General features: G+C 45.7%; 20 protein-coding genes. 11 read left to right on the top strand and 9 right to left on the bottom strand.

Annotated elements, in window-relative coordinates; genetic code table 11:
* The first annotated feature begins 114 nt into the window (after positions 1–114).
* Positions 115–879, top strand: coding sequence for an XRE family transcriptional regulator (locus FK220_RS11920; protein ID WP_152574558.1), 765 nt, complete (start codon positions 115–117; stop codon positions 877–879).
* 9 nt (positions 880–888) lie between these two features.
* Here the strand turns inward: FK220_RS11920 and FK220_RS11915 are convergent, their stop codons facing one another.
* Positions 889–1,317: a GNAT family N-acetyltransferase gene (locus FK220_RS11915; protein ID WP_152574557.1), complete on the bottom strand. Its 429-nt coding sequence runs from the start codon at positions 1,315–1,317 to the stop codon at positions 889–891.
* 130 nt (positions 1,318–1,447) lie between these two features.
* Here FK220_RS11915 and FK220_RS11910 point away from each other — a divergent pair, with 130 nt between their 5' ends.
* Positions 1,448–2,521, top strand: a complete 1,074-nt coding sequence (locus tag FK220_RS11910; RefSeq protein ID WP_152574556.1) for a transporter substrate-binding domain-containing protein — start codon at positions 1,448–1,450, stop codon at positions 2,519–2,521.
* Positions 2,522–2,535: 14 nt separating this feature from the next.
* Here FK220_RS11910 and FK220_RS11905 read toward each other — a convergent pair whose 3' ends face one another.
* From FK220_RS11905 to FK220_RS11895, 3 genes are all read right to left on the bottom strand, one after another.
* Positions 2,536–3,249, bottom strand: a complete 714-nt coding sequence (locus FK220_RS11905; protein ID WP_152574555.1) for a hypothetical protein — start codon at positions 3,247–3,249, stop codon at positions 2,536–2,538.
* A gap of 67 nt (positions 3,250–3,316) precedes the next feature.
* On the bottom strand, positions 3,317–5,008 hold the full coding sequence (ggt, locus tag FK220_RS11900) for a gamma-glutamyltransferase (protein ID WP_152574554.1): 1,692 nt from the start codon (positions 5,006–5,008) through the stop codon (positions 3,317–3,319).
* A gap of 99 nt (positions 5,009–5,107) precedes the next feature.
* A complete protein-coding gene (locus FK220_RS11895) occupies positions 5,108–5,692 on the bottom strand; it encodes an acyl carrier protein phosphodiesterase (protein ID WP_152574553.1) in 585 nt (194 codons plus the stop codon).
* Between the two features lie 94 nt (positions 5,693–5,786).
* On the opposite strand from FK220_RS11895, the gene glmM reads away from it, so the two are divergent.
* Complete coding sequence (gene glmM / locus FK220_RS11890; protein WP_152574552.1) at positions 5,787–7,175, top strand: phosphoglucosamine mutase; 1,389 nt, start codon at positions 5,787–5,789, stop codon at positions 7,173–7,175.
* 28 nt (positions 7,176–7,203) lie between these two features.
* On the opposite strand, the gene FK220_RS11885 is transcribed toward glmM, so the two are convergent.
* A complete protein-coding gene (locus tag FK220_RS11885) occupies positions 7,204–8,115 on the bottom strand; it encodes a lysophospholipid acyltransferase family protein (protein ID WP_152574551.1) in 912 nt (303 codons plus the stop codon).
* Between the two features lie 55 nt (positions 8,116–8,170).
* Here FK220_RS11885 and FK220_RS11880 point away from each other — a divergent pair, with 55 nt between their 5' ends.
* A complete protein-coding gene (locus FK220_RS11880; protein ID WP_152574550.1) occupies positions 8,171–8,821 on the top strand; it encodes a rhomboid family intramembrane serine protease in 651 nt (216 codons plus the stop codon).
* Between the two features lie 144 nt (positions 8,822–8,965).
* A complete protein-coding gene (locus FK220_RS11875; protein ID WP_152574549.1) occupies positions 8,966–10,603 on the top strand; it encodes an LVIVD repeat-containing protein in 1,638 nt (545 codons plus the stop codon).
* Between the two features lie 75 nt (positions 10,604–10,678).
* Here the strand turns inward: FK220_RS11875 and FK220_RS11870 are convergent, their stop codons facing one another.
* Positions 10,679–11,809: a TlpA disulfide reductase family protein gene (locus FK220_RS11870; protein WP_152574548.1), complete on the bottom strand. Its 1,131-nt coding sequence runs from the start codon at positions 11,807–11,809 to the stop codon at positions 10,679–10,681.
* Between the two features lie 99 nt (positions 11,810–11,908).
* Positions 11,909–12,415: a hypothetical protein gene (locus tag FK220_RS11865; RefSeq protein ID WP_152574547.1), complete on the bottom strand. Its 507-nt coding sequence runs from the start codon at positions 12,413–12,415 to the stop codon at positions 11,909–11,911.
* Positions 12,416–12,504: 89 nt separating this feature from the next.
* Here FK220_RS11865 and FK220_RS11860 point away from each other — a divergent pair, with 89 nt between their 5' ends.
* Positions 12,505–15,417, top strand: a complete 2,913-nt coding sequence (locus tag FK220_RS11860; RefSeq protein WP_152574546.1) for an FAD-binding and (Fe-S)-binding domain-containing protein — start codon at positions 12,505–12,507, stop codon at positions 15,415–15,417.
* Here the strand turns inward: FK220_RS11860 and FK220_RS11855 are convergent.
* A complete protein-coding gene (locus FK220_RS11855) occupies positions 15,394–16,266 on the bottom strand; it encodes a UDP-2,3-diacylglucosamine diphosphatase (RefSeq protein ID WP_152574545.1) in 873 nt (290 codons plus the stop codon). The genes FK220_RS11860 and FK220_RS11855 overlap by 24 nt on opposite strands.
* Before the next feature lie 226 nt (positions 16,267–16,492).
* Here FK220_RS11855 and aroC point away from each other — a divergent pair, with 226 nt between their 5' ends.
* From aroC to FK220_RS11830, 5 genes are all read left to right on the top strand, one after another.
* On the top strand, positions 16,493–17,557 hold the full coding sequence (gene aroC, locus FK220_RS11850; protein ID WP_152574544.1) for a chorismate synthase: 1,065 nt from the start codon (positions 16,493–16,495) through the stop codon (positions 17,555–17,557).
* Between the two features lie 227 nt (positions 17,558–17,784).
* Positions 17,785–19,113 (top strand): dicarboxylate/amino acid:cation symporter, encoded by a 1,329-nt coding sequence (locus FK220_RS11845; protein ID WP_152574543.1) that lies wholly within the window; start codon positions 17,785–17,787, stop codon positions 19,111–19,113.
* Between the two features lie 76 nt (positions 19,114–19,189).
* Positions 19,190–20,221, top strand: coding sequence for a glutathione synthase (gshB, locus tag FK220_RS11840; protein WP_152574542.1), 1,032 nt, complete (start codon positions 19,190–19,192; stop codon positions 20,219–20,221).
* Positions 20,214–21,059, top strand: a complete 846-nt coding sequence (locus tag FK220_RS11835; RefSeq protein WP_152574541.1) for an N-formylglutamate amidohydrolase — start codon at positions 20,214–20,216, stop codon at positions 21,057–21,059. The genes gshB and FK220_RS11835 overlap by 8 nt, the downstream gene beginning before the upstream one ends.
* Positions 21,038–22,210 carry a flavohemoglobin expression-modulating QEGLA motif protein gene (locus tag FK220_RS11830; RefSeq protein WP_152574540.1) on the top strand — a complete coding sequence of 391 codons (1,173 nt, stop codon included), beginning with the start codon at positions 21,038–21,040 and terminating at the stop codon, positions 22,208–22,210. Before FK220_RS11835 ends, FK220_RS11830 begins: the two co-directional genes overlap by 22 nt.
* A gap of 93 nt (positions 22,211–22,303) precedes the next feature.
* On the opposite strand, the gene FK220_RS11825 is transcribed toward FK220_RS11830, so the two are convergent.
* Positions 22,304–24,412 (bottom strand): mucoidy inhibitor MuiA family protein, encoded by a 2,109-nt coding sequence (locus FK220_RS11825; protein ID WP_152574539.1) that lies wholly within the window; start codon positions 24,410–24,412, stop codon positions 22,304–22,306.
* Between the last annotated feature and the right edge of the window lie 97 nt (positions 24,413–24,509).

The following is a 24,509-nucleotide window of genomic DNA, read 5'->3' as shown; positions in this document are numbered from 1 at the left end:
TTGTAATAAATCCAAAAATATGGAATAATTCCTAATTATGGAAATAATCCAAATTTAATTTTGGACATACTCCAAATTTCGTATATTTGAAGAAGTTGCAACGATTTAGACACCATGGAAAACGAACTTACATTGAAACGCTTTACGGAATTACGACGGGAATTCGGCTATACCCAAGCAGAGTTTGCCAAATTGTTGGGTATTTCGAGCACAACCGCCGACATTGAACGCGGACGGACCAAACTATCCGGCAAAGTGGTCGCCGAACTCTTGAGGCAGTTCAAGGTCAACCCGCTTTGGTTGTTCGGGGAAAGCGAGGAGAAATATTTACAGCCATCCAATGTGAGCGTAATCCCAAAAGTGGTAACGGTCGACACTTCCGACCAGGATAACATGGTATTGGTCAATGCCAAGGCAGCGGCGGGATATCCGCAGAACATTCAGGATACCAGTTGGTACCAACAACTACCTGCATTTGATTTGCCGATTCCCGAATTTCGAAATGCCACCTATCGCGGATTTCAGGTGGAGGGTGATAGTATGTACCCCAATTTGAAACCGGGCGATTGGGTATTGGCCAGGGCCGTAGAGCACATCGATTATGTGAATGCCAATAGGATGTACGTAGTGGTTTTAGAGGATGCCGTACTGGTAAAAAAAATTGAAAGACGTCCAAACTCCAACAACATAACCCTTATTTCCCTCAACGAAAGTTATCCGCCTTACGAAATAAAACCCTTTCAAATACAGGAATTATGGGAAGTGAACAGCAAGATTACCTTCAGCCTGGATGCCACCACCGATAAAGGCTTGTTAAAGCAACTACAGGAGTCGATGGATGAATTGAAAAGTCAATTCAAGCACGTAAAAAAGGTGTAGAATAGGTGGCTAGGAAAACCGTAGGTTGTAGATGCCACTTTCCTTGAGTTTAAAGCCAAGGCTTTTGTATAATTGAATTGCCGCTAATCGATGATGTCCCGTAAATAACAGTATTTCATCCAAATGTCTTTTTTTACCCTCTTCCAATAGCGTTACCATCAGTTTTCTTCCGATTCCCTTGCCACGTTCATTCGCATCGACCACCACATCCTCGATCATGCCCTTATGTCCGGAAATAACTTTATAAAGCGCCATAGAGGCGATACCCACGATTTTTCCTTCCACAAGGCAGCACACAAAAACAATACGATCATCATTTTCCAATACCCGTGACAATTCAAGCTGGTCGATACGGGAGTTGAGTTGGCTGTAGAGTCGGGTGACTTGCCGTTGGAGGTCATCGCTTACGTCTAAGGAATGTAAGGTTTTCAATACCATAGCCAATGGTTTTGTATCTAAAATAAGAAAATTGGATAGGTAAGCTGGTAGGTATCCAAAAGCTTTGTCAAATATTGTATATTTCTACCCTGGTTTTTAAACCAGGTTTAAACGGGTCGAACTATTTTTCATGAAAAGACTTTTAGCTTTCTGGGCAGCGGTGCTACTCTTACAAACCATTCCCGCTCAAGAGGAGAAAGACACGCTGCTAGTCGGATATACCACCGCTCCTCCCTTCATCGTAGAGAACAACGGGGTCGCCCAAGGTATCAACGTTTGGTTATGGGAAAGGGTTGCCAAGGATTTGGATTTGGAATATCGAATGGTCCCCATGTCTTTTTCACCCATGTTGGATTCTTTGAAAGCAGGAAGTATCGATATAAGCATCAACCCTTTGACGATTACCAGCGAACGAAGTAAGTTGATGGAGTTTACCCACTCCTTTTACGCTTCGAATGCTACCATAGCAGTTGCGGAGCAATCCTCCTTTCAAAAACTCCTACAATTCATACAAGGCTTTTTTAGTCTGAACTTTCTAAAAGGCCTCTTGGTCTTATTGGGAATTATTATTCTTTTCGGGCTTGTAGGATGGTATTTCGAACGGAAAGCCAATCCCGAACATTTTAGAGGCGGTATCAAGGGGATTTGGGATGGCCTGTGGTGGTCGGCTGTCACATTGACTACCGTGGGTTATGGAGATAAGGCTCCCAAAAGCGGCTATGGAAAGGTAGCCGCCTTGATCCTGATGTTTACGGGACTTTTGTTCATCTCCGGGCTAACGGCCAGTATTGCCTCAAGCCTCACGGTGAATCAGCTAAGTAGTAATCCGGACAGCTTCAACGAGTTCAAGGACCGGGCCGTGGGATCGGTCAATAATACTGGGAGCATCCAATTCCTTAGGGCCCATTTCTTTAAAAACGTAAAGGGCTTCGATAATGTTTCGGTGGGGCTCAACAGTTTAAAGAACAATCGAATAGAGGCCTTTGTGTACGATGAGCCTATTTTGCAATATCGCATTCAAACGGATTCGACCCTTGGTACTATTTCAATTTTACCCATTAAGTTCGACGTGCAGTTTTATGCCTTTGGTCTGGCCAAGGACAAGGTGGCACTGGAACAGGCCATTTCACAACGAATCTTGGAAATTATCGAGACCGAGGAGTGGCGCATAGTTCTAAACGAATACGGACTCACGGAGATTTAGGGTACCCCCTGGATTTACTTATAGGCTTCCACATTCCCTATGTACAAAGTAATCGGTCCTATTTTATGGGAAGCGGGTAAAAACAGTCCGTTTGGCATCACTTTCCAATCGTCCCAAGTGGCCTCCAGACCGCCAATGGGTATGATTTTTACCCACATTTGATAACTTTTGGGAAAACCAGAGGAATCTAGTTTCCATAGGTACGAATCCCCTGGTGTCGTTCCTCCCGTGGTATAACTTACCAACAAGCCCTTGGAACCGTCTTCCAATTGCACGAGACTCCGCTCGGTGCCTTCATCAAAGACCTTGAAAGGAGCCACCAACCAAAAAGAATCGTTATTGAAATAGTCCAAGGCTTTTTGTGTCAAGGCGACTTTCCCTTCTCCTGTTATGAAAACGTTATCTTGCAAAACAGTACTACTTCCAGGGTCGTTTAAATTCAAGTTCACCTGATGGTTTGACCAAGAGACCTTTACCTTGCCGTTTTCCTTATCCCATTTATATCGATGTGCCCCACCGGCAAAGGTCCATTCCAAAAATCGCGTGGCCTTATACTGTTCGTAGTTGACCGCTTTGAGCATCTTTTTGGCCAGTGCATCCGCAGCAGGGCCGGTATTGCCTTGGGGTAGGGGTTCGTTATAGACCAGGTATAGCACCCCAAAGGCTATCACCCCCAACAATAGGAGTCCAAGAAGCGACTTTAAAAGAATTTTGCCAAGTCTTCCCATATCATTGTTGTTCGTTTTCGCTCTTATTAACAGCACTTCCTTTTCTTGGGCGAACCCAAATCGGAGCCTAGTACCCTACGGCCGCATCATCTCCCCGTTTATCGGCACCGCCTTCCAATGTACCGTTAGGCAACACTCTTATAGCGTCGACCTTTCCAATAATCGGGGTGCGTCCTTCATTGATAATATATCCTTTGGATTTGAGGACCGTTTTCAATTCTTCCGAAAACCCTTCGGGTTCGAACATAATCATATCGGGTAGCCATTGGTGGTGAAAACGGGGTGCGTTCACCGCTTCCTGCATGCTCATGTTAAATTCGTAGGTATTTAAAATCGTCTGTGCCACAGCGGTAATAATGGTAGACCCCCCTGGGGTTCCCACGACCATATACAATTCGTCATCCTTTTCCACGATGGTTGGGGTCATGCTGCTTAACATCCTTTTTTCAGGAGCAATGCTGTTGGCTTCGGCTCCGATGAGTCCAAACATATTGGGTACCCCGGGTTTTGCACTAAAATCGTCCATTTCGTTATTCAGGAAAAATCCCAGCGCATCGCAATAGAGTTTCGATCCGTAAGCGCCGTTCAAGGTGGTAGTGACCGAAACCGCATTTCCTGCGGCATCTACAATAGAGTAGTGGGTGGTTTCCATACTTTCCACCACTTCGATTTGACCTCTCTCCACTTCGGAGGATTGGGTGGCTTTTTCAAACGAAAAATCTGCCATTCGTTCGTCAAGATACCCATCGCTAAGCAGGACCTCTAGTGGGATATTGACAAAATCAGGGTCCCCGAGAAAATAATTGCGATCTGCATAGGCGCGGCGGGAAGCCTCGGTAAATAGTTGGATGGTCTTAGGGGAATTGTGTCCATAATCACCCAGGTCGTAGGGCTCCATCATCTTAAAAATCTGATTGATAGTAACCCCACCACTGCTCGGCGGACTCATGGAAATTATTTTCAAATCCTTATAGTCAAAAATGATGGGTTCGCGCCATACAGCCTTGTATTTGGCCAAATCCTCCTCAGTGACAAAACCTCCTTTTTCCTGTATAAAGGAGGCAAGTGTACGCGCCGTTTCCCCTTTGTAGAATCCGTCTCGCCCATTTTCGGAAATACGACTGAAGGTATTGGCTAAAACAGGGTATTTCAGGGTGTCCCCGACCTTGGCGTTAATAGGAAAAGAGGTGCGTCCTCCGTTAATTTCCAAAATCGATTCCTTGTAGTTTTCAAAACGTGCCGCCTGTTTCTCCGTAACGACGACACCCCTCTTGGCCAAGGCGATTACAGGAGCCATAATTTCTTTTAAAGGGAGCGACCCAAATTTTTCGTGGACTTCCACAATTCCCGCTACGGTTCCGGGAACACCTACAGCCGTAGCTCCCATCGTACTCATCCCTGGAATAACATTTCCCAAAGAATCCAGGTACATGTCCGGATAGGCCGACAAAGGGGCTTTTTCTCGGTAATCCAATCCGCCTACCTCCCCGGTGGCCTTGCGATAGACCATAAAGCCTCCTCCTCCCAAGTTTCCTGCAAAGGGATATGCTACCACAAGTGCCATTTCGGTCGCTACCATGGCATCGAAGGCATTACCCCCTTTTTGAAGGATTTCGACCCCTATTTTAGACGCTTCCTCCCTAGCGGATACGACCATCGCCTTTTCAGTGATTAGGCCCGTAGGCGGGACAAGGCGTTTGGCACAATTGATACTAAAAAATAGGCTGAGGAGCGGGAGAAGTAATTTTAAGCGGTTCATCGTGGATATTTGGAATTTCAATTGGATTTATAGTTCAGGTGATACGTTTGTTGTCGGTTATGGAAGCTGTTTCAAGTAATTCGTTTTTTACCAATTCCCTTATAAGGAATTATACTTCTGTTTTGAAAAAACCATTAGTTCCTCAAAGAAGTCGGTAAACTCTTTTTCAAAGATTTCATAATGTTCTTCGAGGTCTAAAATAGCAAAATTCATTTTGGAGCGATTTCGAGTCCTTCGATTCATGCCGTTCAACACTTTTGCGATGCCTTCCATCTTTGAATAGTTATAGATCCAATTGTCGGAAATCATGTAGGGCATCATTCTTTTGATGCCTTCCGGAAGTATCTCATAGCGCTCTTCCAGCAAATCATAAAACCGCTCTACGAAAAGCGACAAGGGGGTATCGGAATACCGTTTCCAGTTCTTGGCCAAAAAATGATCGTAATATATATCAACGATTACCCTGCTATAATGACTGTAGTTTTGGTGCAATCGCTTGCTACTTTCCTTGGGAATAGGGTGTGTATCGGTAAACGTGTCGATTTCCCGATGAAGTAAGATGCCTTTTTGTACGCGTGCCGGGAGATGGCCAAACTTATTGCCACGAATACTATCGGCGATAAAGTTACCAAGGGTGATGTCGTCATCGTCAAAGGACAAATAAATATGGGCTAAAAAGTTCATAGTGGTTCGGGTACCTTGTTAGGGTCGAATTTACGAATTACCCCTCGTTGATTAAAGGCAACCTTCTATATTTGCAAAAACTTTTTAATAGAGTATGACACTTATTAAATCTATTTCAGGAATACGTGGTACTATTGGAGGCAAGCCCGGAGACAATCTTACCCCGATCGATGCGGTGAAGTTCGCCGCGGCCTACGGTAGTTGGCTCAAAACCTACAGCCAAAAAGAGAAGCTTACCGTGGTCATCGGCCGGGACGCAAGGCTATCCGGTGAAATGATTCAAAATCTGGTGGTAGCTACCTTGGTAGGTCTTGGAATCGATGTGATCGATTTGGACCTTTCTACTACACCCACGGTAGAGATAGCCGTTCCTTTGGAGAAGGCGGATGGTGGAATCATCCTAACGGCCAGCCACAATCCCAAGCAGTGGAATGCCCTTAAACTTTTGAATGAAAAAGGAGAGTTTTTAGATGCTGCCCAAGGTGCCAAAATTCTTGAAATAGCGGAGAATGAGGATTTTGTCTTTTCCGAAGTGGATGATTTGGGAACGATTACCCGAAACGATGCCTACATCGATATCCATATCGATGAGGTCTTAAACCTGTCGCTGGTCGATGTGGATGTCATCAAACAAGCGAAGTTCAAAGTGGTCGTTGACGGGGTCAATTCCACGGGAGGAATCGCAATACCTAGGTTGCTCGAGGCCTTGGGGGTCGAAGTGATCGAGTTGTATTGTGAGCCCACAGGGCATTTCCCCCACAACCCGGAGCCCTTGAAACAACATTTGGGGGATATCTGTGAATTGGTGGTAAAGGAAAAAGCCGATTTCGGAATTGTGGTGGATCCCGATGTAGACCGACTGGCCTTCATCAGTAATGATGGCGAAATGTTCGGGGAAGAATACACCTTAGTGGCCTGTGCCGATTATGTATTGGGAAAGACCAGCGGAAATACGGTGTCGAACCTGTCATCCTCGAGAGCTTTGCGGGACATTACCGAGAAGCACGGTGGCACCTATGAGGCTGCCGCAGTAGGCGAGGTCAATGTAGTAACCAAAATGAAGGCGACCAATGCCATTATCGGCGGCGAGGGGAATGGCGGTATTATATACCCTGAAAGCCATTACGGACGGGATTCCCTAGTGGGTACGGCCTTGTTTCTGATGCTCATGGCGGAAAGGGGCGGTAGCGTTGCCCAATTACGCGCAAGCTACCCATCTTATTTTATGAGCAAAAAGAAAATTGAATTGACCCCGGGATTGGATGTAGACGGAATTCTTAAGGCCATGGCCAAAAAATACGAAGACGAGGAACTATCTACCATCGACGGGGTGAAAATCGATTTTACGGAGAATTGGGTGCATCTACGGAAATCAAATACCGAACCCATCATTCGTATCTACACCGAGGCACAAAGCCAGCGGGAAGCCGATGCCCTGGCGGATAGGATAATTGAAGAAATTGAAGAAATAGTAAAGGAATAAATTTCAAAAAGAACGGACCTTTTTGGCATTAGGAATTTTTTGCATTGGAACTTGAGGCGAACGCCTCGGGAACCTTATCCCGATGTTTCCAACGTTTATGGGTCCACAAGTAGTACTCGGGCTTCTCATAGATTTGCTGTTCGGCCATGCGCAGGAAGGCATCGGTAATCTCGTTTTTTTCCGTTTGTGTTCCAGCAGTGGTAATCGTAGTAAATTCAGCTTCGTAGTGCCCTCGCTTCAGCTTTGAGACCTTAAGAAAGACCACCGCCAAATCCATTTTACGGGCCAGGGTCTCCGCCCCGTTGATGACCGGTACCTTAATTCCCATAAATTCCGTCCAATATTGGGCCCTGTGTGCTTGGGGCGACTGATCGCTGACCATTCCGAAAACACCGGTAATCTGCTGTTGCTTGTTGCGAACAACCGTTTTTGCCGTTTCTTGCTGGGTTATCAGGGTGGTATTCCATTTGGCTCTCACCCTTCGAGCCCATCGATCAAAATACTTGTTCGTGATACGCTGGTATACCGCATAACCCTTGGATTGTATATGGTCGTTCATGCTCATATTCCATTCCCAACAGGCGTAATGGGAGCACACCACCAGAATGCTTTTTTGTTGCTCGATTCGTTGAATGAGCTCAATGTTTTTCAAGCGGTACCGCTTGGCGATTTCCGTTTTGGAGACATTCATCGTTTTGACCATCTCCAGAAAAACGTCACACATATGTTTGAAAAAGGCTTTTTCGATCCGTTTGATCTCTACCGCCGACTTCCCAGGAAAAACCAATTGCAAGTTTTCGCGCACTACTTTTCTTCGATAACCTACTACATGATATACCAGAAAAAAAACCACATCTGAAAACAGGTACGACAGCCGAAACGGAAGGATGGAAATAAGCCAAATAAACGGATAGGCCAGTATAAAAACGAGTAATTGCATTCAAAAAAATCTAGACAAATATAGCTATATTTGGCACGTAACATAATCGAACTGGATGTACGACATACATATTGCTACCATTGCCATTATTGCCGCCAACGTATTGGTATCCATTAAAGGGTTTGACGACCGTGCTTTCTTTGAACGTTATAAATTTGGAATTGCCCCGATTCAGTCGGGACAAAGGGAACGAATGCTTACCTCCGGTTTTTTACACGTAGACTGGACCCACCTGCTATTTAACATGTTGACCCTCTATTTCTTTGCGGGTGTTGTAATCTCTTGGTTGGGAGTGGGCAAGTTTCTAGGGGTGTACTTCATCAGTCTGGCGGCCGGTAGCTTATTGGCGGTATTCTTCCACAAAGATGAACCCTATTATAGTGCGGTGGGGGCAAGCGGTGCGGTTACGGGTGTGCTGTATGCGGCAATCCTGTTGCAACCCAGTATGAGTCTCTATCTATTTTTCATTCCCGTTCCAATTCCGGCTTATGTGGTCGGTATCGGATATTTGCTCTATTCTATTTATGGAATGAAAAACCGGGTAGGCAATATTGGTCATACCGCCCATTTCGGTGGTGCAATGGGGGGCTATGTCATTACCTTGCTCTTTCTTCCCAATCTTTTGTATACCGAGACCCTAATGGTCGTTTTATTGGCAATTCCCATCGTTATCCTCTTTGTACTCGAAAAAATGGGAAAAATTTAGCAATAGTACTGCGTAGAAGTTCTGGTAGGCAACGATTGAATAGTGAAAACAGGTCGTTCATCGAAAAAAAAGTAGGAATTTATACCATCTGCCGTAGTTTAGCGTTTGATTAGAACCCAAATCTAATTGGATAACCTACTTAGTATGAAAAAACTTTCCCTAGTGGCATTGGCCACCATGGCATTTTTAGTGTCCTGTAGCGACGAAACTACCGTTTATAGCGACCCGAAAGACGATGTGGTCCTAGAAGGCGATCAAAGTGTTCTTGACAACAGTATCAGCTTCGATAATTCCGGGGTGCTTGATATTTTTGAGCAGGATAAGTCCACAGGAAGATTCTCAAAAAGCAGTAATGACGGTGAGGCTGGGGATTACCCCTTGACCTTGGTGGCCCAAGTGAATTCACCTACCTATAGTGGTACTTTGCTTACCGCATCCCATGTAGATGTAGAGGGCGATTACGCCTATGTCTCCTATAATACGGCAGGCGCAACCTATTTAGGCGGTGTGGATGCGATTAACATCAGTGACCCCAATAATCCAAGGGTAACAGGTCGACTATACTACACGAACGCGGATATCAACGCTGTGAAATACGACAACGGCTATGTATACATTGCAGGTGGCTTCGACTCTGAAAAATCCGCAACCGCGGATTTCAACTCGTTCGTTGGAAAAATAACGGTTTCAAATGGTCGGTTTGACCTTGGGGGCGGGATTACCTATGGTTTTCAAGAAGGCTTTAATGCCACCGATGTCAAGGTAATGGGCGATAAGCTTTTAGTGGCCAGTGGTAAGGACGGCTTATTGCGAGTATATGATAAAAATACCGTAGAAATGGTACAGGAGGTACCTTTTGCCGACTTAAGGGCGATGGCGGTAAAAGATAACGATATTGCCATTTTGGACGGAAGTCATGGGGTTAGCCTGCTTGACGCGAATCTGGAAACGAAACAAGATATTGCCATCAACTCCGACTTTGGGGACTTTTCCAAACGTACCCTTGATTTTTATGAAGATAAGATTATTGTTTCTGAAGGTTCCAAAGGTGCCGGTGTTTATGATTTAAGTTCCGGAACGCTCTTGGAACACGTCCCCATTTTGATTAATCCCGACGGAGTAGATAGTTCGGACATCGTAACAAATGCGGTGGCAATCAATGAAGGGGTGGTGCTCATGGCCAATGGTGGAGCCGGATTATGTTTGTCGGAAGACAACGGAAACAATACCGACTTGGTCGGAATTATCGAGTTGAACGGATCGATCAACTATGTAGAGTCTAAGGGTGATTATGCTTTTGCCGCCTCAGGAAAGTCAGGACTCCAGATCATTAAAATGAACAAGCCCAGTGCCAGTCTGGTAGCAGCTTGTACTGAAACCCCTATTTACGAAGGAAGTTCAAACTTGAGTGTTGATACGGGTGCTATTTTGGCCTATAGTGGTTCCAAGCGATTTAGGACCTTGAATGTAAACGGGTCGCTCTTGCTATGCGGTTCTTGGACGGTAAGGGAAGCTGTGAACATCAATGAAAATGCCGTTTTCGAAATGAACGGAACACTGGTGGTCGCCCGAAACAATAAAAGAAGAAATGTTACCTTGGGTGAGGGCGCTACTTTTAGGGTGGAAGGAAATCTGACCATCTATGGTGATTTAATTTTGAATGAAGGTGCTACCTTGGAGTTTCTAGGTGCCAATTCCGTAGTGAATGTTTTCGGTGACGTTGTCAGAAACGGCAATACCGAAATAACAGGTACCTTCAGGGACGTACAGAATAAGTTCTAAACCGATACCGATATAAAAAACCAAGCCCCAATGGATCATTCCGTTGGGGCTTTTATTTTTTTGAAAATCGATTGGTTAGTTCAAAAGTTCGGACACCGTTTCCTCTAGGGCGTCCCCTCGAAGGTTTTTTGCTACAATTACACCGTTCTCATCCAACAGAAAAGCGGCAGGAATGGCGTCCACGTTGTACAATTTTGCAATGGGATCGTTAAAATATGCCAAGTTCGAGACCTGGTTCCAGGCCAATTTATCATCAGCGATGGCCTTTTTCCAGTCCTCTGCCTTTCTATCCAATGATACACCGATGACATTAAAGCCTTTGTCATGATATTTTTCATACACCTTCACGATGTTCGGGTTCTCGGCACGACAGGGGCGGCACCAAGCGGCCCAGAAATCAACCAAGGTCAATTTTCCTTTCACGCTTTCCAGGCTCAATTCGTTTCCGTTGGGGTCTGGAGCACTAAAGTTTGGAGCGGTTGCCCCGATTTCGGTATTTTTGGCCGTTTCTTCCTTTTTCCTGAACTCCTCTAACTTTTCCAATACCTTTTTGGCGGCTTTTGTTTCCTTTATTTCAGGGGAAAGTCCATCATACATGGCTTGAATCTCCTCGGTTGGAATCGTACGGGACGCCAAGGCCCGATCGATCAACAAGGCCGATATGAGTCCGTTGGGATGTTCCTTGATATAGGTGAGGTCGAAGTTCTTATACTCTTCCTGCAATTCGTTCATTTCTTCCTTGAGGGCCGTAAGCGTCGCATCGTCTCTTGAAGTACTTGCCTTTTGCATGTCTTCCTGAATCGATTGGGCCCTTTTGGAAATCCCTTGGAACTTCTCTAGATAATCCGCAAAAATATCGTTCTGTGGGGTGCCTTGGATTTTGGCCACATTCAAACTATCCTTCTGGGCCGACCATTCAATCTCCCCATTTTCTAGGACTAAAGCGGAATTTCCTTGAACCTGGTCTATAAAGAGGTAGTGCATTTCGGGAATACCGGCCATCCCCGTAAAAACAAATTTTCCGTTTTCCACAGTGGTGGTATCCACATCAACAGGCTGGTTGTTATCTCCGATTGTTTTGAGATATACCTTCGTTCCATTTTCGACCTCGCCCCGTAAACTGCCGTTCACGGTATACCCATCCGGCTTACTGTTACAAGCGAACAATACTGCTATAACACCAAGGGCTACAATACTATTTTTCATTTTTTTCTCTTGATTAAAGGGCAAAGGTAATCATATACCGAGTATTAAAAAAGCCCTGACTGTCTAGGTCAGGGCTTCGAAAATCCTATTTTGTTCTTACTAAAACTGATATCGGACCCCAAGGGCGATGTCAAAATCGAAATTATCCGAAAAGTCGTTGTAGCCAATAAGCCCTATTTCAGGTCTAAAATCCAGGGAGAGGAGTAGTGGAAAGTCAAAATTATATTCGATGCCAATATCTCCCGCTGCGAAAATAAAAAGGCCACCATCCGGATCAAAGGGCTCGTCGTCACGGAATCTAGGCTCGAAATCTACACTTCCCAATCCGCCCCCAAAACCGTAATACCAATTAAATCCACCATCGATGGGCAACACCCATTGATATAATCCGGCCAATTTGAAAGCATCATAGTTTCTGCTGTCCCGCCATCCGAGGTCCAGCTCCAAACGATTGGTGCGTTTGATCTGTTTTTGGTACGAGATTTCCGCCCCGAAACCGTCGCTATCCCCCAATCGCAATCCTAGGGCGTGATTGGAGATTTCCTGTGCGTTCATGGCCATTGTGCCAAAAAAGAATAAAAGCGTTACTGTTTTTACAATCTTCATAGGTATGTGTTTTGGTTCTTAATAAAAGGCGGTGAACATGCCCGCCTCAACCAATAAAAACTTAATTTTGCCCACAAAATTGTTCGACCTTGGATAAAAATTTACTAAAACAACTGGGGAGTTCATTGGAAGGAAGGCTCCTCAACGATTCCCTTACCAAGGCACTGTATGCTACAGATGCCTCGGTATATCGCAAAATACCACTGGCAGTTGCTTATCCCAGCTCGGTCGAAGATATTAAAAAGCTAATTCATTTTGCGAATGAGCATCGTATAGGCCTTATTCCAAGAACAGCGGGTACATCGTTGGCCGGGCAATGTGTAGGGGATGGCATCGTGGTCGATGTCTCCAAGAATTTCACCAATATTTTACAGTTGGATGTGGAACGGAAACAGGTGAAGGTGCAACCCGGGGTGATCCGGGACGAGTTGAACCTGTTTTTAAAGCCATATGGACTTTTCTTCGGTCCAAACACCTCCACCGCCAATCGCTGTATGATCGGGGGAATGGTCGGCAATAATTCCTCGGGTACCACTTCTATCAAGTACGGGGTTACAAGGGATAAGGTGGTCGCGCTCAAAACGGTGCTGTCCGATGGCAGCGAGGTAGCGTTCCAGTCGATATCGCAGGCGCAGCTAGAAGCGAAGATGGACGGGAATACACTTGAATCTTCAATTTATAAAAATATATACAAAGAGCTTGTAAACAGTGAAATACAGAAAGAAATTGCCTCTGAATTTCCCAAACGGCAGATTCACCGAAGAAACACGGGATATGCGGTTGATGAGCTGCTAAAAAGTAGTGTTTTTGGCGGTGACGAGGGGAACTTCAATCTCTGCAAACTCTTAAGTGGAAGCGAAGGTACGCTTGCTTTCACCACTGAAATCACCTTGCAATTGGATGAGCTGCCCCCAAACCTCTCCGCGATGGTAGTGACCCATTACCAAACGCTGGAGGATTGTTTGATGGATGTGGCGCCGGTAATGAAGCACGGGCTGCATACCTGCGAGATGATGGACAGGGTAATTCTCGATTGCACCAAGAACAATCGGGAACAGCTCAAAAACCGATTTTTTGTAGCCGGGGATCCCGCCGCCCTCCTTATGTTGGAGGTAAAGGCGGATATCGAAGCGGATTTGCAGGCCCAGCTAGAGGAACTTTTGGCCACCATAAAAGCATCGGGTCGTAGCTATGCCAGCCCGGTCTTGAGGGGCAACGAGATTCATCAGGCCCTTGAGCTGCGGAAGGCGGGACTGGGACTACTAGGGAATATCGTGGGTGACCGAAAGGCAGTGGCCTGTATCGAGGATACCGCGGTGGCGTTGGAAGACTTGAATGATTTTATAGGGGAGTTTTCGAAAATCATGAAAGGATACGGACAGGAAGCGGTGTATTACGCCCATGCAGGGGCAGGCGAATTGCATCTGCGACCTATTCTGAATTTAAAGAAATCCAAGGATGTTGCCCTATTTCGAAGTATTACCACCGATGTGGCCAAATTGACAAAAAAATATCGCGGGTCGTTCAGTGGGGAGCATGGCGACGGTATCGTTCGGGCGGAATTTATTCCTTTGATGATAGGGGAGCGGAACTATGCGTTATTGAAACGTATTAAATCATATTTCGATCCCAACACTATTTTTAATCCAGGGAAAATAGTGGATGCCTATGCCATGGATGCGTCTCTCCGATATGAAATCGACCGGGAGGAACCGGAGGTAGCGACCTTTATGGATTTTGCCGACAGTGAAGGCATCCTGAAAGCGGCCGAAAAGTGTAATGGTAGCGGTGATTGTCGCAAAACCCATGAAATGAAGGGTGCCATGTGCCCGAGTTACCACGCCACCAAAAGCGAAAGGCATACCACTAGGGGCAGGGCCAATGCACTTCGGGAGTTTTTAACCACGTCGGACCAAAAGAACCGTTTTGATCAAAAAGAGCTGAAAGAGGTATTCGACCTGTGTCTTAGTTGTAAGGCCTGTGCCAGTGAATGTCCAAGCAATGTCGATGTCGCTACCTTAAAGGCGGAGTTCCAATACCAATACCAAGAGGCAAATGGTTATCCGTTAAGGGCCAAGCTGTTTGCGCATAATGCGAAGCTCAATCGACTGGGGAGCAAGGTAGCCGGCTTGACCAACGCGGTGTACACTTTCCCCTTGTTGGGCGATTTGCTTAAAAAGGCGGCAGGGGTCGCGACGGCTAGAAGCCTCCCCAAAGTTTCAAGTGTTAATTTTCAAAAGTATTTACAAGAAGTTCAAAATCAAAATAGTACAAGAAATAAAAAAGTGGCCTTGTATATCGATGAATTCACCAGGTATATGGATACCGACCTGGGTAGGGATGCCATCGATGTTTTGGTGCGACTAGGGTACGACGTCACCCTATTTTTTGCAGAAAGTGGTCGCACCTACATCTCAAAGGGTTTTCTGAAACAGGCCAAAAAACTTGCTCTGGTCAATATCCCGGAACTGAAGGCATTTGCGGATGCCGATATTCCAGTGGTTGGACTTGAGCCCTCAGCCGTTTTGACGTTCAGGGATGAATATCAAAGACTTTTCGATGATGCAACCAGTACGGCGGCAATAGCATCCAACACCTTTTTGATCGAGGAATTTCTATCCAGCGAGATTGAAAGAGGGACCATTGCCTCATCTAGCTTTACGAAGGAAGCCAAAACGGTGAAAATACACGGGCATTGCCATCAAAAGGCATTGAGTAATCAGAAAGTCACCTTTGATATTTTAAACCTTCCTGAAAACTATTCGGTGTCTATCATTAGTTCCGGCTGTTGCGGAATGGCGGGCTCCTTTGGCTATGAGAAAGAACATTACGAGCTAAGTATGCAAATTGGGGAACTGAAGCTGTTTCCTTCAGTGCGAAAAACCGCCGATGACGTGATCATAGCGGCAAATGGTACCAGTTGCAGGCATCAGATATATGATGGCACCAAACGCAAGGCATTACATCCTGTCTCTATTTTACGAAAGGCCCTCATCAATTAAGGGTTCGCCGTAACGCTCCTTGTCCTCGTTTTTATCGGTAAGGGAGGCCACCAGTTCGTGCATGTCCATGTGCTTTATCTCCTCATCTGCAAAGAAGGGCGAAAGCTTGTCGTGATTGTATCGATATATTTTCCAGCGTTTGAAGGAATATTCCAAGGCAGTAAGATTTTCTACCCAATCTCCTGAGTTCAAGTACGTACACCGGCCTTTCTTGGTAATCATCAGCTCCTTTTTAGGGTGGTGTATATGTCCACAAACCACATAATCATAGCCGTTTTCAATGGCCAATTCGACTGCAGTCTTTTCAAAGTCCGAAACATACCGTAGCGCCCCTTTAAAACCATTCTTTATTTTTTTTGATAGGGAGTATTTTTCCCTGCCGAGCTTTATCAATACCCAGTTGACCAGTCGGTTGATCAGAATCAAAAGACTATAGCCGTATCCTCCTAATTTAGCCAGCCATTTGGCATTTTGAATAGAGACATCGAACACATCGCCATGAAAGAACCAAGCGTTTTTTCCGTCGAGTGGTAATACCAATTTATTTACAATACGAACATTTCCCATCACCGTGCCGCAGAACCTTCGCAGGGCTTCATCGTGGTTACCGGTAATATAATATACCTCCGTGCCTTTGGAGGCCATCCCAATAATCTTCCGTAACACTTTCATATGAGCCGGAGGAAAATAGCGTTTGCTGAACTGCCAGATGTCGATGATATCCCCATTAAGGACCAATTTTTTCGGCTGAATGCTGTTCAAATAGGTCAGCAATTCCTCTGCATGACAGCCATAGGTCCCCAAATGGACATCAGAAACGACCGCCATATCAATTTTACGTCTTTTCATGTACAAGCGCTTCCTGCTGTTTTTTAAACGCAACAATTATTCCTGCAAAATAAACCTATCGGTATCAACTAAGGATGAACAGGATATCAACAATTGGCGAATAGTAGGTTAAGTTATCTTTATCCGAAGAATAGAAATGTTAAGTAAACATTACCTCCTGTCTAATTTTGGTCGGCTCTGATTTAAGATTTACTTTTGTGGCTTCGTTTAATCCTTAAACAAGCATATGGCGGGCAATACCTTCGGAAACCTTTTCAAGTTGATGACTTTTGGCGAATCCCATGGTGTGGCGATTGGAGGAGTTTTAGAGGGATGTCCGGCCGGAATACAACTCGACCTCAAAGCCATCCAAAAGGAATTGGATCGACGAAAACCAGGGCAGTCGTCCATTGTGACCCAAAGGAAGGAGCCCGATACCGTGGAATTCTTCTCTGGAATCTTCGAAGGAAAGACTACCGGGACCCCCATCGGTTTTGCAATTCGTAATACCAACCAAAAATCAAAGGACTATTCCCATATCAAGGACTCCTACCGTCCCTCCCATGCCGATTATGTCTATGACCGCAAGTATGGTTTTAGGGATTATCGTGGAGGAGGACGCAGCTCTGCCAGGGAAACTGCCAGTAGGGTAGTGGCAGGGGCTATTGCCAAACAGTTTTTGGAGGATATTGAAATCAATGCCTTCGTATCCCAGGTCGGCGAGATAAAGATCGACAAAAACTATCAGGAGATGGATTTTTCGCTAATCGAGTCCAACCCCGTACGTTGTCCGGATCCCGATACCGCCAAAAAAATGGAGGCCTATATCAAGGACATTCGGAAAGAGGGCGATACTATCGGTGGGGTCATTACCGGAGTCATCCAAAATGTACCGATAGGATTGGGGGAACCGGTATTCGACAAGCTACATGCCGAGTTGGGCAAGGCGATGCTCTCGATCAACGCGGTCAAAGGTTTTGAATATGGTAGTGGCTTCCAAGGCGTTAAAATGAAAGGTAGCGTGCACAACGACCCCTTCAATACCGATGGCAGTACCAAGACCAACTACAGTGGAGGCATTCAGGGGGGCATTAGCAATAGTATGGATATCTATTTTAATATCGCATTTAAACCGGTCGCTACCGTCATCCAGGGCTATGAGACGATTGATAAGGAGGGAAACAAGGTACAGGCGAAAGGAAAAGGTCGCCATGATCCCTGCGTGGTTCCCAGGGCCGTACCCATCGTTGAGGCCATGGCCGCCCTGGTCCTCGCCGATTTTGTACTCCTCAACAGAACCATCAAGAAATAGGGCTTTCATCGTACAGTAGGTTCTGGTTGTTGCATAGGGCAAGCTGGTCAATCATACTCGGGTATCCCTTATCCAGGGTTGCTTCGATGTCGGCAAATCTAAAAATAGATGGATTTTATGCCAATCCAAGTCAAGTCCACTTTGGGGAGCGACCCTGTTTCTTTCAACCATTCCCTTTTCTTCTTACGTTCAAAAATAGTATCTTCCCTGCCTAAACCATACGATACATGCGGAAACTGGAATTGCACTGGAAAATCTTGATAGGAATGTTGCTGGGGTTGCTTTTTGGCTTCGTAATGACCTATCCGGATTGGGGCCGGGACTTTGTTGCCGATTGGATAAATCCCTTTGGAACCATCTTTGTAAAACTTCTTAAGCTTATTGCAATTCCACTGATTTTGGCCTCTTTGATCAAGGGGATATCCGATTTGAAGGATATTTCCAAGTTCAAGAAAATCGGACTGAGGACTATTGGTATTTATGTGTTTACGACCATAGTAGCCATCACAATCGGGCTTTTATTGGTCAACGTATTAAAGCCGGGGGATGGTATTTCCGAAGACACGATCAACAAGCTCTCTACGACCTATGCCGGTGATAGTGGCGTTACCTCCAAGTTGGATGAGGCATTGAAACAAAGGGAAAGAGGACCCTTGCAGTTTCTCGAGGATATGGTGCCCGATAATGCGATTGCCGCCATGAGCGATAACGCCTTGATGCTCCAGGTCATCTTTTTTACCATATTCCTAGGTATTTCGATGCTTTTGATCGGGGAAAAAAAGGCAAGGCCCCTCAAGGATTTCTTTGACGCCCTGAACGATGTGGTGCTAAAGATGGTCGATTTGATCATGCTGACGGCCCCTTATGCTGTTTTTGCCCTTTTGGCAAACGTGGTGTCCTCGTCCGGAGACCCGGACTTGCTAGTCGCCCTGTTGAAGTATTCGGGTGTCGTGGTACTGGGGCTCTTTTTGATGATCGTGTTCTATTCGTTCGTAGTGTCGATGTACACTGGGAAAAACCCTTTCTGGTTTTTGAAAGAAATCAGTCCTGCCCAATTATTAGCCTTTTCGACCAGTTCCAGTGCCGCCACTTTGCCGGTAACCATGGAAAGGGTAGAGGAACACATAGGGGTTGATAAGGAGGTTTCGAGTTTCGTATTACCTGTCGGGGCAACCATTAATATGGACGGTACCAGTCTGTACCAAGGGGTGGCGGCGGTTTTCGCGATGCAGGTCTTATGGCCCGAAGGCTTGTTGTTCAGTAATCAGATCATCATCGTACTAACCGCGCTATTAGCCTCTATTGGTTCTGCAGCGGTACCCGGGGCGGGCATGGTGATGCTCGTAATCGTATTGGAATCCATAGGTTTTCCACCCGAGTTGTATCCCATTGCGCTGGCTTTGATATTTGCTGTCGACCGTCCGTTGGATATGTGCCGGACCGTAGTCAATATTACCGGTGACGCTACGGTTTCCATGGTGGTGGCCAAATCGGTCGGGAAATTGGGAAAGCCCCATCCAAAGGAATGGGACGATCATTTGGAAGAAGTAATTTAATAGTTGGTAGTTTGTAATAAGGGACCGGCTACCTGGCCAGGATCACCGGTGACCGATAATAAAAAAATCGAAGTTTATGAATATCTGTTTCTTAATGTATCCTTGGGAGGATATCGATGCCGAGAACGATACCAGTCTTGCTTTGATACACGAATGTGTAAAGCGCAAGCATGGGGTGGCGATCTGTTCGCCCGCCAACCTGACGATCCGAAATAGTGTCACGAATGCGTTTTGCACCGTGATAGGTCGTATGGATAAGGTACCGGGTAACTTGAAAACCTTTTACAAACAAGCCAGGCTGCGGGAAGAAATGTTGCCTTTGGCGGGTTTCGACGTTATTTTTATGAGGGCAAATCCCCCTTTGGATCCGATCATGCTCAATTTTTTGGACTCCGTAAAGGACGATGTTTTTATCGTGAATTCATTGCAGGGTCTTCGGGAAGCCAACAATAAACTCTATACTGCCGCTTTTGGCGATTCGCACGGTAATATTATTCCTGCTACCCACGTATCCAAGAACAAGGACTACCTGTTGGAACAGATTAAGGAATCGAGTTCGAACCAGATGATTCTCAAGCCTCTGAACGGTTTTGGTGGATCTGGGGTCATCCTGATCGAAAAATCCGCCATGAGTAATATCAAATCATTGCTTGATTTTTATGTAACGAACTCTGATGGAACGTCTAACTATGTAATACTTCAAGAATATATTGAAGGAGCGGACCAGGGAGACGTACGTATTCTTTTGCTGAATGGGGAGCCTATCGGGGCCATGAGGCGCGTACCCGGTTCCGATGACCATCGTAGCAATGTGTCCGCCGGGGGGTCGGTTGCCAAGCATCAATTGACAAAGGATGAAAAGGCACTCTGTAAACAAATCGGTCCTAAATTGGTGAAAGACGGACTTTACTTTGTGGGTATCGATGTTATCGGTGGCAAGCTGGTCGAGGTCAATGTCATGTCCCCTGGCGGTATCACCTACATGAACAAGGTATACAAGACCAAGATTCAATGTAAGGTCATCGATTTTGTGGAGAGCAAGGTCATGGATAAGTTACAGGCCTTTCAGCGGCGCACCCGACTGCGAGACGAGGTAGAGAATGCTTAAGCTCGGTATTTCAAATATCATTTCAAAGATCAAGGAAGAAGTCCCCTTTGAGGCAGTCTCCGAGGATTATTCGTTTACCATCAAGATAGACGCCTATGCGCCCTATATCTGTGGGGCGGTGCACGATGGTCACCAATTTCGTAGATCACTTTGGGAAAATTGCCTGCATTCCGAATATGAGCGATGGTATGAAGAAGATCCCTGTACCAAGGAAATGGTTCGGTCTCATCCCATTGTTATAGCCGGCTGTGATAGCCGCTTCGAATATGATTTGAACCGTGCTCCCGAAACCGCGATTTACACCGATGCTTGGGGCAAGCAGCTGTGGAAAAACCCCTTATCCCAGACGGAACGAAACCAAAGTCTTGGGAAACATACCAATTTCTATGAGGTCGTAACGGCCCTGGTGCACCAAATCGAAGCCAAATATGGCAAAGCCATTGTTTTTGATATGCACAGCTACAACTGGAAACGCTGGGACCGCGAAGTACCGACATGGAACCTTGGTACCGCGAATATCGACAATGATCGCTACGGCGGGATTGCCGATTCCTGGAGTAAAAAATTGGGTGGGATGCAACTGCCCAACGGCATCAAATCCACCTCAAAAATTAACGACACCTTTCAGGGAAATGGCTATTTTTTAAAGTACATCACCCAAAACTTCGACAATACCCTGGTGCTTGCTACGGAAATCTCAAAAGTATACTGCGATGAGCTTTCCGGGATACTATATCCGGAAGTAGTACGTTCCGTAGAAGAGCAATTGAAAGAATTGATACCTTTGCAGGCACAGGAATTTCACGATAGCGACTTATGGGACCTGAACGGGAATTGACCGAAAACAAAAAAATACACCGCGACTTATTCGAAATCGATAGGCAGCTAGACCGTTTGGTCAAGAAAATAGAGTTGCTGAGCTACGTGAACCCCTTGAACACCGAGAAGGAGAAACATCGTTTTTTTGCCTCAAAATACGCTGAAAACCCTCAGTTCCGCTATCCAAAATTAAAATTTGACCCCTACAAACTGCATCAGCTCTTTTTTTCACAGCCCCTGGAGCGCATCGAGAATGATGCGATCCGCAAATTATATCAGGATATCATTTACTATTACTCAAACATGGTACAATGTATAGAGACGATAGGGGCGGGGAAGGATTTTTATTATAACTCGTTGCGTGTATATGGCTCCCCGACCGAAAGGGATGTTCAAAATGCCCGTTTTATTTTGCATTATTCCAATGAACCGGACTCCATGGATATGGAAAAGGTTTTCAGTCCGGAGGAAGCCAAGGCCTATTTCGAGGACTTTGCCAAACAATATGACTTTCCGTTAAACATCAAGTTTTCGACACATATTGCCGCCGATGCGATGGTCAGCAATGTGTCACAGGCCCTGTTGATCAAGAAAAATACCAGGTTCAGCAAAAATCAGTTGCTTACCTTGGCCCATCATGAAATCGGGGTACACCTGGTAACAACCTATAATGGTCAGCTTCAGCCATTGAGGATTTTTTCCAATGGCCTTCCCAATAACGTGGAAACCCAGGAGGGACTCGCGGTATTGAGTGAATACATGGGTGGGGCCCTTACCCTAAAAAGGCTCAAGGAATTGGCCTATCGCGTGTTGGCTTCCGATAGTTTGATCAAGGGATACAGTTTTGCCGACACCTTCGATATGATCCACAACCAGTACAAGCTCAATCGCAACGATGCTTTCTCCATTACCTTGCGGGCACATCGAGGGGGCGGATTCACCAAAGACCGCTTGTATTTGAGCGGTTTACGGAAAATATACAAACGCTATCGAAAAGAATCGAGTATGGACAACCTGCTCACGGGAAAAGTGTCCATTGAGTACGAAGAAGCCATCAAAGCGCTCTATCAAATGGGGCTTGCCAAAAAAATTACCCATCGTAATCTGGCCTACCAACAGAATTTGAATACGAATAAAACGCTTGATTTTATTCTACACAATCTTAAGTAAGCTAGCATATAACCTAGCTGAATCGCTGTTTCTTGAAGAATAAAACAACCCCTCATTTCATGGAAGGTTTGTAGTATTTCCGGGTTTGGGCACCTATAACGATATCGAGCGGTATCTGGGATATTTCACCTGAAATGAAAAGCTTTTCGTGATGGATTCCAGCGGCGGAAGGCTTATTTTCCAGGTCAGGAGTCCCTTTTTGATATCGTGTAGGGCATCGTTCGTCACGATATCGTCTACTTTAATGTCCTTGTTTTGCGAAATAGGGATACGGTCCAGTAGTTTCAGCTCGATGCTACGGTTTTTGTTGTTCTTCACTTCCAAATCATACGTACGGTTTACGATTCGATTACTTCCCGTAAAAGACCTACTTTTAAAATTCTTATTCTGTGTTCGGGTAACCGTAATGTTGGGGTCGATACCCAGGGAGACGACCATTTCCGCCTTGGTAGTATAGGGATCCAACGTAGTCTTTCCCGAGTATCCGCCCTTGAAATAGATACTTGCCTCCCCGGGCAGCAGATTGTATTGTTCCCAGTTGCTAAAAGTGGCGGTCAAGAACACATTCTCGTTTACCAAGGGAGCCGTAAAATACGAATAGGCTGCCTGTAACTGAAAGGTATTGATTTCAATGGCGGTAATGTCGGCATCCGAAACAATCGTATACGATTTTTTAATTTCGAAATCCGTTCGATTCAATCCGTCTCGGGCCGTACTTTTTTTGGTGGTGATGATGATCACCCCGTTGGCACCCCGGGTACCGTAGACGGAAGTAGCATTCGCTCCTTTAAGGACTTCAACGGACTGAATTTCGCTTTCATCCAGGTCACCCTCCACAAAATCATCGACCGGCACCCCATCAATAACGTAGAGCGGTGACCTTGGTGCTGTTTTAATGGAACCACCACGTACTGTATTTGTTCCTCGTATGCTAATTCCCGCAGCCCTTCCGTTCAAGGTTCTTGAAATATCCTCAGATTCAACACTACTTACCGCATAGCCTAGCGCCCTTTTCTCTCGACGGGTACCTTGGCCGGTTACTATGACCTCCTCCAAGGCTGTGGCATCTTGTTGCATCCTAACGTTCATCATAGAGGCATAAATGGGGATTTCTTGGTCGTGATATCCGAGATAGGAAAACACTAGGGACGAACCGTTTTTCGCTTCAAGGGAGAAATAGCCATCGAAATCCGTTTGAGTGCCCGCCGAAGTACCTTTCACTCGGACGTTGGCCCCTGGAAGTGCAAGACCCGATTCATCCGTCACTACTCCTGTAATCTTTTTGACGGAGGGGTTGTAGACATATTTTTGCTTTTGGATTGCTACAGGGCGTCTATGGGTATAACCGTTCGTAAAATTCAAATATTTCGTGCCCAAATGGGGTTTCGCCAGGTTGCTTTTAGGATTTCCGGTCGATAGGGTGATCTTAACATTATTCCAGTCGACGCCGCTTTTTTGATACACATGGGCTTTGTAGGCCAATAGTAAGGGTTGATCGATATCGTTGGACTTGATTTCGTAATTGGGAATCCAACCTGCATCCGAAACCTGATAGGAAATTGTCAACCGTAGGCTGGTGGCTATGGGGGCGTCCAGTTTCAGGGTGAGCTCTCCCTGTTCCTTTTCGGGTGTTTTGTTCAATTCGGCCAATTGTTTTTGAATCGTTCGAATGTTTTCGTTCAAATCGTTGATTTGGGTGTTCGCGTCAAATATCGCGTTTTTGATGGCCGTTATACGCTCACGGTAGTAGGTGCTAATTTCCTTTACTTTCTCAAGGCTGAGGTTTTGCAACCGGGTACCGACCGACCGATTGGCATAAATTACCTGTTCTTCTTCCTCTAGGCCCGAGATGGTATTGTTCAATAGGGCAATCTGCGTTTGCATTTCATCGATCCGTCGTTGCAAAGGCTGAACTTCCTCAGGATTCTCAAGGGCGGATAAATAATTGATGTCATAGTCCATCGAGAGTATCGACACGGATTGTAGTCCGGATAGCTGGATGCTGCTTTCATCGATTTTCGTTGATAAGCCGGTCAATGTTATGTTGGAGGTGCCCGCCTTGATATTGCAAATGGCTGTGCGGGTTACCTGTGCACCGTTGAGGTATACCGTCACTTCTTTGACGGTGGAAGGAAGTTTGGGGTCGAAATTGCCCAGTAGTAGAAAAGGACAAAGCGTCAGAATTTGAAGGAGGTTTTTCATCGTTGTTGTTTTTAAGTTAGAGGTAAACCTACCGGCAAACAGGATGAATACCAATTTAAAATGGGGGAGCGGGGGGCTTCGGTGAGTGTAGAAGGGT

The sequence above is a fragment of the Pelagihabitans pacificus genome (genome assembly GCF_009371985.2).
In the GTDB taxonomy this organism is placed as follows: Bacteria; Bacteroidota; Bacteroidia; order Flavobacteriales; family Flavobacteriaceae; genus Pelagihabitans; species Pelagihabitans pacificus.
This window is presented reverse-complemented; position numbering and strand designations above follow the sequence as displayed.